The 14,083-nt window shown below is 73.5% G+C and carries 9 protein-coding genes; 7 read left to right on the top strand and 2 right to left on the bottom strand.

What is annotated here, in order from left to right:
* The first annotated feature begins 360 nt into the window (after positions 1–360).
* From ACFE86_RS03775 to ACFE86_RS03750, 6 genes are all read left to right on the top strand, one after another.
* Positions 361–546 carry a hypothetical protein gene (locus tag ACFE86_RS03775; protein ID WP_375453996.1) on the top strand — a complete coding sequence of 62 codons (186 nt, stop codon included), beginning with the start codon at positions 361–363 and terminating at the stop codon, positions 544–546.
* Positions 547–632: 86 nt separating this feature from the next.
* On the top strand, positions 633–1,880 hold the full coding sequence (locus tag ACFE86_RS03770) for an acyltransferase family protein (protein ID WP_375453995.1): 1,248 nt from the start codon (positions 633–635) through the stop codon (positions 1,878–1,880).
* Positions 1,880–2,110, top strand: a complete 231-nt coding sequence (locus ACFE86_RS03765) for a hypothetical protein (RefSeq protein ID WP_375453994.1) — start codon at positions 1,880–1,882, stop codon at positions 2,108–2,110. The genes ACFE86_RS03770 and ACFE86_RS03765 overlap by 1 nt, the downstream gene beginning before the upstream one ends.
* A gap of 1,272 nt (positions 2,111–3,382) precedes the next feature.
* Positions 3,383–4,864 carry an HlyD family efflux transporter periplasmic adaptor subunit gene (locus ACFE86_RS03760; RefSeq protein WP_375453993.1) on the top strand — a complete coding sequence of 494 codons (1,482 nt, stop codon included), beginning with the start codon at positions 3,383–3,385 and terminating at the stop codon, positions 4,862–4,864.
* Positions 4,865–5,068: 204 nt separating this feature from the next.
* The gene (locus ACFE86_RS03755; RefSeq protein WP_375453992.1) at positions 5,069–7,384 is read left to right on the top strand and encodes a caspase family protein; all 2,316 of its coding nucleotides are present in this window, start codon (positions 5,069–5,071) and stop codon (positions 7,382–7,384) included.
* Between the two features lie 170 nt (positions 7,385–7,554).
* Positions 7,555–7,833, top strand: coding sequence for a hypothetical protein (locus tag ACFE86_RS03750; protein ID WP_375453991.1), 279 nt, complete (start codon positions 7,555–7,557; stop codon positions 7,831–7,833).
* Between the two features lies 1 nt (position 7,834).
* On the opposite strand, the gene ACFE86_RS03745 is transcribed toward ACFE86_RS03750, so the two are convergent.
* Both ACFE86_RS03745 and ACFE86_RS03740 read right to left on the bottom strand, forming a co-directional pair.
* On the bottom strand, positions 7,835–8,272 hold the full coding sequence (locus ACFE86_RS03745; protein WP_375453990.1) for a DUF3429 domain-containing protein: 438 nt from the start codon (positions 8,270–8,272) through the stop codon (positions 7,835–7,837).
* Between the two features lie 213 nt (positions 8,273–8,485).
* Positions 8,486–11,935: a hypothetical protein gene (locus ACFE86_RS03740; protein ID WP_375453989.1), complete on the bottom strand. Its 3,450-nt coding sequence runs from the start codon at positions 11,933–11,935 to the stop codon at positions 8,486–8,488.
* A gap of 296 nt (positions 11,936–12,231) precedes the next feature.
* Here ACFE86_RS03740 and ACFE86_RS03735 point away from each other — a divergent pair, with 296 nt between their 5' ends.
* Positions 12,232–14,019, top strand: a complete 1,788-nt coding sequence (locus tag ACFE86_RS03735; RefSeq protein ID WP_375453988.1) for an acyl-CoA dehydrogenase C-terminal domain-containing protein — start codon at positions 12,232–12,234, stop codon at positions 14,017–14,019.
* Positions 14,020–14,083 lie beyond the last annotated feature (64 nt).

Below are 14,083 nucleotides of genomic sequence, written 5' to 3'. Positions count from 1 at the left end.
CGCAAATCGCTGCCTGAAAACAGAAAAAACGGATTCCTTCGGAGTCGCGGTATATAAGCCTCTGTGTGATCGCATTTTCTTCACGCGAGCCGGCATCCGCCTCGCTGGAAAATGCTCTAGCCGGTCCGTCGCCACCGGTCGTTGAAACTGCCCTTCACCGCGCGGTTCCGGGCCCGCTCGCCACCGAGGCAGCTTCCGTGTTTCAGACGCGGAAACAAGTCCGGGGCGTGAGCCGCATACCCCATATGAGGGAGGCATGCCGCCAATACCTAAGCTTCTATAGCGGCTCGATATCGATGCAGATGCCGACAGGGCCGATCCGCGAAGGTTCGGACCGATGGACTGCACAGGAGCCGACCCATGCGCGCCGTACATCTTTTCGCTGCTGGCTTCCTGCTGGCCTCGGCTGAGTTCCTGACGACCATGCTGATCGCCCCGTCGACCTCGGAGGCGTCGATCAACCCCGCCGCGGTGCGGACCGAGGCGCCCGCCATGTGCGATGTGCTGCCCAGCGGCGACATCGCCACCTGCACCATCCCGAACTGACCCTGCGTCCCGCCCGCGGCCCGTGCGCCGCGGGCTCCTGATCCGCCATGTTCCGCTCCGACTGCCGATCCCGGATTTCCGCAACCATGACAGCCCGCACCGCCACGCCCACGGAGAGATGGGTCGCGCTCGACGCCATGCGCGGCCTCGCCGCCCTCGCCGTTGTCCTCTACCACCTGCGCTGGGACTGGCACGGCCACGACCTCGTGCACATCCGCCACGCCTTCTACGCCGTGGATTTCTTCTTCGTCCTCTCCGGGTTCGTCATGGCCGCCACCTACAGCGCCATGCGCACGCCCGCCGACCTCGCCCGCTTCACGCTCAAGCGTGCCGGCCGTCTCCTGCCCCTCCACTTCGCCGCGCTCGCAGCCTTCCTCGCCCTGGAGACGGCTGTCTTCCTCGCCGACCGGGCCGGGCTGAGCGCCGGCCGGGAGACCTTCTCGGCCTTCACCGGGGTGATGCCATTGCTGGCCCAGGCGACGATGACCTTCGGCCTCATCCCCGGCCTCGATTGGATGTGGAACCACCCCTGCTGGTCGATTGCCGTCGAGCTGTGGACCTACCTGCTATTCGGCCTGACCGTGCTGGCGCTGCGGCGCGGACGCATCGCGCTGTGGGCCGGACTGTCCGGGCTCGGGCTCGCCGCCATCGCCCTCGCCCCCGAGGGACTTGCCACCACATCCGGCCCGGCGATCTTCCGCTGCCTGCTGTCCTTCTTCCTCGGCTGCCTCGTGCACGCCGCCTACGCGAACGTTCGTGGGCGCGCGGTGCGGCTCGGCACGCGCGAGCAGGTCGCTGTGCTGGCCCTGGCCGGCCTGCTCGTGATGCTGCCGGCTGAGAGCGGATGGTCGCTGCTCGTCCCCTTCGCATTCGCTGGGCTCGTACTCGGCCTCGCCTCCGACGAAGGGCGTGTGGTCCGAGCGTTCTCGGCCCGTCCGCTGACCCGGCTCGGCGAATTGTCGTTCTCGATCTACCTCGTACACGTGCCGGTGTGGTTTGCCGTGGAGAATGGCCTGCGCGGTGCCGCCTTCTCCGGCCTGCCTTGGCTGCTGCCGGACGCGGCCGCTGCGATCCCGGTGATGGTGTCACCGTTCGGCTCGGCTCTGGGCGCGGATGGCCTCGTGCTGGCCTATGTCGGGCTGGTGCTGACGGTCGCCGCCTGGACGCACCGCTGGATCGAGACGCCTGCCCGGCACTGGAGCCGGCGGCTCGCCGACCGGGTCGGGGCGTTCCCGGTGCCCCCGGTCCCACCGGTCGCGGCGCTGCCGACCCTGCGCACCGCATCCTCGCTGTCTCTCACCGCCGCCGTCATGAGATCGAGGACGCCACGGTGATGACCGACCTGACCATACCTGCCACGCAGGTCTGCGCCTTCGCCCTGGGCTGCGCACTGATCCACGCCGCCCGCGCTTATGCCACCACCGTGGCGCGGGTGCTGACCGGCCTGGCTATCCTCGCAGCCGTGCTGGTCCTGCTGGGCGCCTCGCTCGCCCGCGCCCCGGACGACGACCTCGCTACGGATGGCATCACCATCTTCAACGACGCTTTACTGGCGTCGGGATGACGCCCCGTGTTCGCTCTCGGCGTGACCGCCCCCGTCGTCGGAGCGACATCGGCGGCCGGCGCATCCCGCCAACCGGCAACCGCCCGCAGGCGCGAAGGATTGGCGGGGGGCCTGACCGTGTGCGGCCTCGGACCGCCCGGTGCCGCGTCATCCCCGTTCCGGTGAGCCCCCCGGCGCGCACCGCATGTCGACGCCTCAGCCCGGCCGGCGGGAGCCGCGATGCCGGCTCCGTCCGGTCTCAGGCGGTGCCATCCCGCTGGCCAGGGTCGGCATCCAACGCATCACCAGCGAACAACGCGGAGATCAAGCGCATGTCTCGTTTCACGGTCCCTCTCTGCGTGTGCGCGCTTCTGTCCTTGGCCGCGCTTCCCCAGGCCGCCGAGAGCGGTGCGGCGACCGAAGCCGCTTTATCGACCACGCCTGTCGGCCGGTCCGCCCTGGTCGGTGCAAACGCAGCGTGCGCGGACGCGAACTCGGACTACGAACGCTACGAACTCGGCTGTCCAAGTGATGACGGGCCGGACCCGCGCGCGTTTTTGAACGACTGAGGCTTGGTTTGGCACCGTATCGAACCGCGGCCCGACCCATCCTTCGGGCTCACAGCGGGAATGCTGCCGGAAGGCCGCCGATGACCACGCGCAGGGTGGCCCCTGTTACACAGCACGGCCGGTCTCACCGCCACCCTACGTCGTGCGCGCTGTCACTCGGTGCGTCACGGACGTCGGCTGGTTCGGGGCGATGCTGCGCGGTGCGGCCGCCTTGTGACTGCTCCTGGCCGGACACCCAGGCGTGCCAAACGCGGCCGTCATGGGCGCCGTCGCCGTAGCAGCAGCCCTTTCCAGCCTCGGCGGCTTCGCATTCTCGGCCATCTGCGGCGCGGTGCTGCTTCACCTCGCAGGGCAATCGCTTGAAAGCGATCGTGCCGCTTTCCGGGCGCGAAGAGCGCCCCGCGGAGCGGGCCTGAGAGGACGGACGTCCTCTCGGGCGTCGAGCGGAGCGCAAGCCAAGGCCGCGCAGGCCGCCGCCGGCGCTTGAGGCAACAATAAATCAGGGTCATCGCTTTCAAGCGATCACCCTGACACGAGCCGCGTCGCGCTTGACAACGGCCGGGATTGGCCCGTCATCGGGAGTGGGTTGAAACCTGCGTGATCTCTGCATGTCCGTCGCCGATCGACCATCGAACGCGGCCGGTCTCCATGCCGGTCCTGATGCCGGCACGGACGCGCGCGTCGGCGGCTGCCCCTCTCCGCGTTCGGGCCCGCGGACCGGCCGATGAAGCGCACCATCGCCGCGATCCTCGCGGCCGACGTCGCCGGCTACTCGCGGCTGATGGCGAAGGACGAGGAGGACACGCTCCGCCGGCTGACCGCCGCCAAGGTGGTGTTCCGCGCGGAGGTCGCCCGCTTCGGAGGGCGCGTGTTCAACACCGCGGGGGATGCGATCCTCGCCGAGTTCCCGAGCGGCGTCGAGGCGTTGAGGGCGGGCCTCGCGATCCAGGCCGGGCTCGACGCCCTCGACCGCGATGATCCCGCGGACCGCCGGGTGCGGTTCCGGATGGGGCTGACCATCGGCGACGTGGTCGAGCAGGACGGCGACCTCCTGGGCGATGCCGTCAACGTCGCCGCGCGGCTGGAGGGCCTTGCCGAACCGGGGGGCCTGTGCCTGTCGCGCACCGTGCAGGAGGCGGTCTCCGGCAAGGTCGCGGTCGCGTTCCGCGACATCGGCCCGCAGCGCCTGAAGAACATCCCGCGCCCCGTCCACGCCTACCGCGTGGTGATGCCGCGCGATCCGGCCGCGGCCGTGCCGCGGCCCGCCCGCCCACGGCGCCTGATGCTCGCCGGCGGCGCGGTGCTGCTGCTCGGGCTCGGGGCGCTGTGGTTTGCCGCGCCCGCATCGCTGTTTCGTGCGCCCGACCCGGTCGCCGCCGCGGCCGACGCGCCCGACCGCGACGACCTGATCTCGGTGGCCGTCGTCCGGGCGCAGAAGGCCTGCTTCCGCGACCAGATCCGGGTCGCCGGGGTGATCGTGCCGCGCAGCGAGATCGAGGTCCGGCCCGACGGCGAGGGGATGCGGGTGCTGCGCGCGCTCGCGGGCCCGCTGGAGGATGTCCGCGCGGGCCAGGTGATCGCGCAGCTCGTGCGCGAGGGCGACCCCGATCAGCGCCCGATCCCGGTCCGCAGCCCGGTCGCCGGGCTGATCGGGCAGGCGAACGCGGTCGCCGGCCGGCCGGCCTCGGCGATGGCGCCCGCCCTGTTCCGGGTGATCGACCGCGGCGCGTTCGAGCTGGAGGCCGAGGTGCCGCTCGCGGCCCTCGGCCGGCTCAAGCCCGATCAGGGCGTGATCGTGACGCCGCTCGGCGGGAATCCGGTGCCGGGGCGCGTGCGCCTCGTGGCCTCGGGCGTCGATCCGGGCACGCAGCTCGGCCGCGTCCGCATCCTGCTCGCCGGCGGCCAGAGCCTCGGCGAGGGCTTTCGCCAGGGCCAGTTCGCCAGCGGGATCGTGCGCGTCGCCGAACGCTGCGGCGTGGCGGTGCCGCACGCGTCGGTGACGCGGGAGCCGGACGGCATCGTCGTCTACCGCGCCGACAAGCGCCGGATCGAGGGGCGCCCGGTCGTGACCGGCCTGTCCTCCGAGAAGCTCGTCGAGATCACCGACGGCATCGAGGAGGGCGACACGGTGGTGTCGCGGGCGGGCGCCTTCCTGAGGGAGGGCGACCTGATCCGGCCGGTCCGGGCGGCCGACCCCGCGCGCTGAGCCCCGGCGCGCCGATGCGGGGGCGATCGACAGTATCGGAGCGATGGTTGATGTGAACAATCGCACGTTGCCCTGCATTCGCGCGGGCCACGGCCGGTGCCCGTGCAATTTATCCGTTGCGCGAATGCGGGGCACCGCCTAATTTCGCGTGGCGGACGGCGGCGACCGAATGGTCTCCGCCCCGCCCGCGCAGAGGCCACCGCCGTGACACGGCTCGCGATCGCCATACTGGTCAGCATGCTGCTGACGCTCTACGCCGAGCAGGCCTCGGCGGACGGGCGGCGCGTCGCCCTCGTGGTCGGCATCGGCGCTTACCAGACGGTGCCGCAGCTCCCGAACGCGGTGAACGACGCCACCGCGATGGCCGAGATGTTCCGCACCGCCGGCTTCGACGTGGTCACCGCGCGCACCGATGTCGGCAACCTCGAACTGAAGCGCGCGATTCGCGACTTCGAGGACGCGGCGGCCGATTCCGACATCGCCGTGGTGTTCTATGCCGGCCACGGCATCCAGATCCAGCGCACCAACTACCTGATCCCCACCGACGCCAAGCTGCTCAACGAGCGCGACGCCGACGACGAGGCGATCTCGCTCGACCGCATCATCACGGCCCTGGAGCCGGCCAAGCGCCTGCGCCTCGTCATCCTCGACGCCTGCCGCGACAACCCGTTCGGCTCGAAGATGAAGCGCCGGGTCGCGAGCCGCGCCATCAGCGCCGGCCTCGGCCGCGTGGAGACGAGCCAGACCGACACGCTGATCGCCTATGCTGCGGCCGAGGGGTTCGTCGCCAACGACGGCGAGGCCGCGCACAGCCCGTTTACGACCGCGCTGCTCGCCAGCCTCACGGTCCCCGGCCTCGACGTGCGCCTCGCCTTCGGCCGGGTGCGCGACGACGTGCTGAAGGCGACGGGGCGCCGGCAGGAGCCCTACGTCTACGGCTCGCTCGGGGGCGGCACCGTCGCGCTCGTGCCGGCCAAGGCGGAGGCGGCCCCGGCCGCGCTCACCGACAACGCCAAGTCCGACTACGAGATCGTCGAGCGCGTCGGCAAGAAGGAGGCCTGGGAGGTCTTCCTCAACACGCACAAGACCGGGCTCTACGCCGAGCTCGCGCGGGTGCAGGTCGCCAAGCTCAGCACCGGCGGCACCTACGCGGCGATCACGCCGGTCGCCAGCGACGCCTCGGGCGGTCCGCCGGCGGGCGGGATGCCCGCCAACACCCGGACCTCTCCCCGGGTCGAGCCGCCGCCGGTGCAGCCGGTGCCGAAGCCGAGCGCCGCCGAGCAGCGCGCCTGGGACCGGCTGAGGCTCTCGACCGACCAGGGCGCGATCCGCAAGTTCATCGAGACCTACCCGAGTTCCCTGCTGCTCCCGGAGGCGGAAGACCGGCTCGACACGCTGCAGCGCCTCGCCCGCGAGCGCGAGGCGGCCGCGCGCCTGGAGCGCGAGGCCGCCCGCCAGCGCGACGAGGACGACCGGCAGAAGAAGGCCGCCGAGCTGGAGCGCAAGCGTCTCGATCGCGAGGCCGCCAAGCAGCGCGAGGAGGCCGAGCGTGCCAAGGCCGCCGAGGCCGCCCGCCAGAAGGCGGAGACGATGGCCGCCGCCAAGCAGCGCGAGGCCGAAGAGCGGGCGCGGGCCGCCGAGGTCGCCGCGCGCAAGCGCGAGGATGAGGAGGCCGCCCGCCTCGCCGCGATCGCCGTGCGCAGGCAGGAGGCGGAGCAGCGCGCCGAGGCGCTCGCCGCCGAGCGCCGGAAGGCCGAAGCCGAGGCCGCCGCCCGCCAGCGCGAGGCCGACGCCGCAACCCGCGCCGCCGAGGCTGCGAAGGCCGTGCGCGAGGCCGAGGAGCGCAGCCGCGCTCAGGCCGCGGGCGAGCTCACGAACCGGGAGCGCGCCACGGAGGCGCAGGCCAAGGCCGCCGCGAAGGCCGAGGCTCAGGCCGCGGCCGAGGCCCGCGCGGCGGAGGAGCGCGAGCGGACGAAGGCCGCGGAGATCGCCGCCCGCCAGAAGGAGGCCGAGGAGCGCGGCAAGGCCGCGGAGATCGCACGCCGGAAGGCCGAGTCGGAGACGGTCGTCACCGACCGCGAGGATGCCGAGCACGCCCGCATCGCCGAGGCCGCCCGCCGCAAGGCGAAGGACGAGGCCCAGGCCGAGCGTCGCCGCGCCCAGGCGGCGGCCGAAGCGGCCGCCGAGCGCCAGGCCGAGCGGGCCGCCGCCGCCCGCCGCCGCGAGGCCGCCGAGAGCGCCCGCGAAGCCGCCGACGAAGCCGCCGCCGCCAACCGCCGCCGCGCGGCCGAGGCGACCCGCCGGGCCGCCGACCGGCAGGCGGAGCGCGCTGCGGCCGTCGCCGACCAGCGGCGGCGCGCGGCGCAGCAGGCCAAGGAGGCGTCGCGCTCCCGCGCCGCCCAGGTCCGTGCCGCGCCCGCCCCCCGTGCCCGTGCTGAGGCGCGCGTCTCCGCCCCGGCGCCGCGCTCATCCGGCGGCGGCGGCGGCGGTGCCGCCCCGATGGTCGGCATCGGATTCTGATGCGGCTTCGCATCGAGCAGCGCCCGTCCGCGTGCGGCTGAAGGTTCCGTCCGGGCAGCTTCGGGCGGGCCTGTCCGGAAAAAACCGCGATCGTGCCCGATCCCAGTGGATCGCGCGCCGGTCGCCCGTCGCTTAGCCCCTACCTGCTGAACGTCCGAGGAGTTCTCACGATGTCACGGTCCCTCTCCCATTCGGCGATCATCGCCCTCGGTCTCGTCGGCGGTCTCGTCGCCGCCGCGCCGGTTCTCGCGGACGCGCCGCCCCTGCACAGCCTCGCCTGCGCGCAGGCCGGATGGAACGCGGACCGCGCCGGCTGCCGCACGATCGCGCACCGCCGCGCCCCCCGTCCGTACTTCGCGCAGGCCCGCGCATCCGGCCGTCTGCCGGAGCTGGGCCTTCCGCTCGCCGGCCGTTACGTCAGCCTGCTGATCCTCGGCGTCGGCTATTGATTCAGGCCGCCACCAGCAGGGCTGCGCCCGCGACGCCGGACAGGACGAGGCGCAGCCGCCCGAGCCAGACCGGGACGAGGCCGCGCCGGACGAGGTCCTGATCGACGAGGCCCCAGGCCAGCACCAGGATGCCGAGCATGCGCAGGTCCCACGGGGCCGGCGCGGCGAGCGACGCCCAGGCCAGCAGCGAGGGGATGATCGCGAGCAGGTAGTCGGCGTTGCCGGCGTTGCGCGCCGCCGCCGCCCCCCAGCGGATGCCGCCGAGGAACGAGGCGATCACTGCGCCGTAGCCGGACAGGATCGTGCGCGGCGACAGCCCGATCGTGCCAAGGCCGCCGTCGCTGCCGCTGACCGCGAGCGCCGCGAAGCCGAGGAACGGGATCAGGCCGGCGACGCCGAGCAGCACGGCACCGATCGGTACGGGAGTCACGCGCGTCATCCGACCTCCGGGCTGCCCGCTGCGGATCGGCGGTCGCGTATCGAATCGAACGTCTATACGGCCGCGGGCGCGGACGGTTCCCGCGCTGCGGCATCCTGGTCAAGCTTCCGCCGTAGGCCGTCCGGCCGCCGGCCCGCATCGCGCCGACGCCGCACCGGCGGATGATGATGGCGGCGCCCGGAGGGACGCATCGGGAACTTCGGCCCCCGGGGATCAGACGCCCTTGCGGGCGGCCGGCGCGAAGGCCGGGCCGGCCGGCGCGGGCGCGCCGAGCAGGGTCATCGGGCCGGTGGCGGCCTCGTTGGGGGCCGGCGGGTCGTTGACCGCCCGGTCGAGCCGGCGGGGCTTGAAGTTGGCCGCGAGGCTGCGCGCCGCGGCGAGGTCGGCCGGGCTGAGCTTGGTCGCCACGTCGTCGCGCTTCTTGCCGGCATCCTCGTCGCCCTGCCCGGCGGCCGCGGAGAACCACGCGTAGGACTGCGTCAGGTCCTGCGTCAGGCCGAGCCCGCGGGCGTAGAGCACCGCGAGGTTGTACTGGCTGTCGCGCACCCCATACTCCGCGCCCTGCCTGAACCACGAGGCCGCCGAGGCGTAGTCCGGCTTGCCCGAGGCGGCCGGGTTCTCGGCGTAGAGCACCGCGAGGTTGTGCATCGAGCGGGCATGGCCCTGCTCGGCGGCGCGCCCGTACCAGAGCTTGGCCTGGGCGATGTCGCGGACCAGCCCCGATCCCTTCTCGAAATGTCCGGCGAGCTTGTACTGGGCCGGCGCGTAGCCGGAGGTGGCGAGCTTCTCGTAGAGCCTGGCCGCGAGCGACAGGTCGCGCGGCAGGCCGCGCCCGTCGGCCGTGCGCCCGGCGAGTTCCCAGATCGCGGTGCCGTCCCCGTCGAGCGCCGATTGCCGGAGCTTGGAAAGCCCGGCCGGGATGCCTGCGAGGTCGGCTGAGAGCGAGGCCATGTTCGACACCTGCGGCGGCGCGACCTTGGCGGCGGCCGGGCGGGCCTCGGCCGGCGCCGGGGAGGCGATGGCCTGCGTCGTCTGTGGATCGGGCAGGGCGCTGCGCGCCGCCTCGGCCTGTGTCGGCATCGCCGGCCCGGCCTTGGGTGGGGCGGGCGCACCGGACTCGGCGTAGCCGGCGCCGTCCCTGGCGGGGGCTGCGACGACCGGCGGCAGGTTCGTCCGCGCCGGCTCGGCGCCGCCCGTGGGACGCATGCTGATCGCCTGAAGCGCGCCGAGCGCCAGCACGATCGCGGCGAGGCCGAGGAGCAGCGGGCGGCGGCGGCGGTCGATCTCGGCGCGCAGGCGCGCCACGGGTCCCTCGCCTGGGGCGGCCGCGGCGGGCGTGGCCTTGCGTGCGCCGGCGCGGGGCTCGCGCCGGCCGGCCGAGAGCGCGGCCTCCGAGGCGACCTCGGCCTGGGCGGCCTGGGCGGCACGGCGGGCGGCCGCGATGAAGTTGGTCTTGATGTCGGCCGAGCCGTCGGATTCCGCGGTCTCGGCCCGCTCGCGCGCCGGGCGCTCGTGCGCCGGTGCGTCCTTGACCGGGCGTGCGGCACCGGGCTCGAGCAACTCGTCGCCCCGGCCGGTCTCCGGTGCCGGGCCGATGCCGATCGCGCTCGGCAATTCCGGCCGCCGCGCCGGTCGCGCGCGGGGCGCCTCGACCCCGGTCGAGGCGAGCAGGCGCTCCTCCAGCGTCGCCGGCCGGGCGCCGGCGGCGGCGCGCGCGGGCTCGCCGAGGCGTCCGGTCAGGCGGTCGAGGGCCGATTGCACGCCCTCCAGCGTGGCGGCGAGGCGCTGGTCCGAGGCGGCCTGCCGGGCCTGGATGTCCGCGAGGCCGGCGCGGAGCAGGCCGAACTCGCTCCGCTCGGCGGCCTCGCGCGCGCCGCCGACCGCGTCGGCGAGCGCGCCGCGGGCGGCCCGCTCGACGGCGGCCTCGATCGGCGCCTCCTCGCGGAGCGCCGAGACCTGCCGGAGCAGGTCGCCCATCGTCCGCTCCAGGCTCGCGAGCGTCGGGTCGGCGCTGCGGGCGTCGAGGCGGTTGGCCAGCGACACCACCTGCTTCTCGAGAGCGTCGAGGCCCTCGCCGCCGGAGCGTGTGCCGACGCGGTCGACCTTCTCGGCGAGGTTGCGCAGCATGGTGTGGATCGAGGCGACGTCGGCGCCCGGCATCGCCGGCTGGCGCAGGCTCGCGCCGAGACCTTCCAGGCGCCCGATCAGGTCGCCGACCGGCTGGGCGCTGACGCGGTCGACCTTGTCGGCCAGCGCGTCGATGCGCCCGAGGATCGCCTTCGAGGCCGCGGTGTCCGCGCCGCGGGCGCCGGCCTGCAGGGCGTCGAGTTTGCCGGCCATCGCCTCGATCTGGCTGACGAGGGCCGCCGGCGCCGGCGAGCCCGCGCTCAGCCCGGTGCGGATCTCCTCGAGCAGCGGACGCAGGGCCGTGTCGCCGCCCGCGGTCGCGGCGCCCTGGAGCTGGGCGATCTGCGCGCTGATCGCCTGGAGACCGTGGGCGAGGCTCTGGATGCGCTCCGGCCCGGCGAGCGCCGCGATCAGGTGGCGGATCTCCTCCAACTCGCGGAACAGGTCCGCGAGCGCGTCGGGATCGACGGCGCTGCCGCGGCCGGCGGCCACGACCGTGTCGAGGCGGGCGGCGAGGCGCTCGACGTCGCCGGCGACGCGGGTGTGGACGTTCTCGGCGACGTCGTCGGCGAGCCGCTCGACCTTGACCCGGATCAGCTCGATCGGCGCGGCGATGGCCGCGAGGTCGGCGGGCGCCTGGGCGCGCTCGACGCCGCTCGCCAGCGAGATCACCGCCTGCTCCAGGGCGCCGAGGTCGCGGCCCGTGGCGAGGTGGCCGATCGATTCGCGAAGCCGGGTGGTCTCGCGCCGGAGTTCCGACACGGCGTTCGCAGATTGATCCCGGTTCGCGGACGGGTCCGGGTCGGCGGACGGGTCCTGCGCCGCGGGCGCGGCCGGTGCGGCCTCCGCGACGGTGGCGTCGAGGCGGCGGGCGAGGTCCTCGCGCATCGTCGCGACGACGCTGCTCTCCGAGCCCGCGCCGAGCTCGCGCTGGCGCTGGCGGATATCCTGGACCGCATCGCGGATCTCGGTGACGGCCGCTCGCCCGCGACGCCCCGGGGGCCGCGACGCGGCGACCTGCTCGCCGAGCGCCGACATCCGGCGCTCGATGTCGCCGAGGCGGTCGGCGACCTGCTGCACCGGGGCGGCGCCGAGCGCCTCGCCGATCCGGGCCTCGATGTCCTCGATCCGGCGCCGGGCGGCCTCCTCGACCGACCGGCGTTCCTCGGCGAGCGTCCGGTCGAGGCCGTCGATCCGGGTGAGCAGCGCCTGGAAGGTCGCGCCGAGCGCGTCGGCCGGGACGGCCCCGGCGACGGCTGCCGGCGGCTCCGGATGCCCGGCCGGCTCGGAAGCGGCCTTGGACAGGGAGGCGGGCAGTGAGGCGGTCACGTCGGCGCGGCGTCGCTGAGCCCTGCCGCCCGCGGGCCGGGGCGCGGAAGGCTTGCCCTGGCCGGGCTTTGCCGTCCCCGCGTTCGGGACGACGGAGGCGATCCACGTCTCCAGCGGAACGCCGGCCCGGCGGGCGACGTCGCGAGCCGCCTCGATCACGTCGGGATCGAATCGGTCGAAGCTCGGCGTCGCGTTTCGGGTCATCATCGGGCCTGCGTTCGGCGGCGTGCGGCACCGCTCCGGACGGCTTGCGCGGCAGGATGCGGAAGGTCCCGGAACGCCGCCGTCGGATCGGTCATCGGCGACGATTAACGGTCTTGGTAAACACGCGGTTAAGATGCGCCGCACCCCCGTCCCGACGTCGCGCGCGGCGGCGGCATCGAGGCGGGTCGCGCCGCCCCCTTGCCTGGGCGGGGCGAGATAGTTTATATATGAACCATCATGGCGCCCACCGGCCGGAGACAGGCCGGACGGCACGCCCGCCCGCACGCGGAGGATACCAGATGCCGAGCTATCGCGCCCCGGTCGAGGACACGCTGTTCCTCCTCGACGACGTGCTCGGCTTCCACAACCACGCCAACCTCGCAGGCTTCGCCGACGCCTCCCCCGACGTGGTCGCGGCGGTGCTGAACGAGGGCGCCAAGCTCGCCGACGACGTGCTCGCGCCGCTCAACCGCGCCGGCGACGTCGAGGGCTGCACCCGCCATCCGGACGGCTCGGTGACGACGCCGAAGGGCTTCAAGGCGGCCTACGACGCCTACGCGCAGGGCGGCTGGATGGGCCTCTCGGTGCCCGAGGCCTATGGCGGCCAGGGCCTGCCGCACACGCTCAACACCGCGATCCAGGAATTCGGCTCGGGCGCCAACCTCGCGCTGAGCATGTATCCCGGCCTGACGCAGGGCGCGATCGCGGCGCTGCTGGTGCACGGTTCGGACGAGCAGAAGCGAACCTACCTGCCGAAGATGGTCGAGGGCGCCTGGACCGGCACCATGAACCTCACCGAGCCCCATTGCGGCACCGATCTCGGGCTGCTGAAGACCCGGGCGGTGCCCGACGGCGACGGCGCGTACAGCCTCACCGGCACCAAGATCTTCATCTCGGCGGGCGAGCACGACCTGTCGGAGAACATCGTCCACCTCGTCATCGCCCGGATCGAGGGCGCGCCGGCGGGCACCAAGGGCATCTCGCTGTTCGTGGTGCCGAAGTTCCTGGTGAACCCGGACGGCTCAGCAGGCGCGCGCAACGGCGTCTCCTGCGGCTCGATCGAGCACAAGATGGGCATCCACGGCAACAGCACCTGCGTGATGAACTACGACGGCGCCAAGGGCTGGCTCGTGGGCGAGGTGAACCGCGGCCTGAACGCGATGTTCGTGATGATGAACGAGGCGCGGCTCGCCGTCGGCGTCCAGGGGCTCGGCCAGTCCGAGGTCGCCTACCAGAACGCCGCCGCCTACGCCAAGGACCGGTTGCAGGGCCGCGCGCTCACCGGCGCGAAGGCGCCGGACAGGGCCGCCGACCCGATCATCGTCCACGCGGACGTGCGCCGCACGCTGATGGGCCTGCGCGCCTTCAACGAATCGGCGCGCGCGCTGATGCTCTGGACCGCGCTGCAATCGGACATCGCGCACCGCTCGGAGGATGCCGGGGAACGCCAGACCGCCGACGACCTGCTCGGGCTGCTGACGCCGGTGGTGAAGGGCGTGCTCACCGACCGGGGCTTTGCCAACGCGGTCGAGGCGCAGCAGATGTTCGGCGGCCACGGCTACATCGAGGAATGGGGCATGTCGCAGTTCGTGCGCGACGCCCGCATCGCGATGATCTACGAGGGCGCCAACGGCATCCAGGCCATGGACCTGATCGGGCGCAAGCTGCCCAAGGACGGCGGCCGCGCGATGATGGCGTTCCTGGGCGAAGTGCAGACCTTCATCAAGGACAACGACGAGGACGCGTCGATGACGGCGTTCACCGGCCCGCTCCAGGCCGGGCTGAACGACCTCCAGGGCGCCACGATGTGGTTCATGCAGAACGCGTTCGCCAAGCCCGACAACGCGGGCGCCGGCGCCACCGACTACATGCACCTCCTCGGCCTCGTGGCGATGGGCTACATGTGGGCCAGGATCGCCAAGGCGGCTGTCGCGCGGCAGGCCGAGGCCGCCTCCGAGCGCATGGCGGCCAAGCTCGTCACCGGCCGCTTCTACATGGAGCGGGTGCTGCCCGAGACGGCGATGCGGCTTACCCGGATCAAGGCCGGTTCGGACACGACGATGACGCTGGCGGCCGAGGCGTTCTGATCGTCTATTCTTCCCTCCCCCCTTTAGCGGGGGAGGGTGGGCCTCGGCTCACGCGAGGGTCGGG

The organism is uncultured Methylobacterium sp., assembly GCF_964244095.1.
Taxonomy (GTDB): Bacteria; Pseudomonadota; Alphaproteobacteria; order Rhizobiales; family Beijerinckiaceae; genus Methylobacterium.
The sequence above is the reverse complement of the archived record's forward strand: the minus strand, read 5'-3'. Positions and strand labels throughout refer to the sequence as shown.

Excerpts from the sequence above, each read along its gene's own strand:
- ACFE86_RS03750 (WP_375453991.1), top strand. The coding sequence starts at position 7,555 with ATGTCACGGTCCCTCTCCCATTCGGCGATCATCGCCCTCGGTCTCGTC.
- ACFE86_RS03740 (WP_375453989.1), bottom strand. The coding sequence starts at position 11,935 with ATGATGACCCGAAACGCGACGCCGAGCTTCGACCGATTCGATCCCGAC.
- ACFE86_RS03765 (WP_375453994.1), top strand. The coding sequence starts at position 1,880 with ATGACCGACCTGACCATACCTGCCACGCAGGTCTGCGCCTTCGCCCTG.
- ACFE86_RS03770 (WP_375453995.1), top strand. The coding sequence starts at position 633 with ATGACAGCCCGCACCGCCACGCCCACGGAGAGATGGGTCGCGCTCGAC.
- ACFE86_RS03760 (WP_375453993.1), top strand. The coding sequence starts at position 3,383 with ATGAAGCGCACCATCGCCGCGATCCTCGCGGCCGACGTCGCCGGCTAC.
- ACFE86_RS03745 (WP_375453990.1), bottom strand. The coding sequence starts at position 8,272 with ATGACGCGCGTGACTCCCGTACCGATCGGTGCCGTGCTGCTCGGCGTC.
- ACFE86_RS03775 (WP_375453996.1), top strand. The coding sequence starts at position 361 with ATGCGCGCCGTACATCTTTTCGCTGCTGGCTTCCTGCTGGCCTCGGCT.
- ACFE86_RS03735 (WP_375453988.1), top strand. The coding sequence starts at position 12,232 with ATGCCGAGCTATCGCGCCCCGGTCGAGGACACGCTGTTCCTCCTCGAC.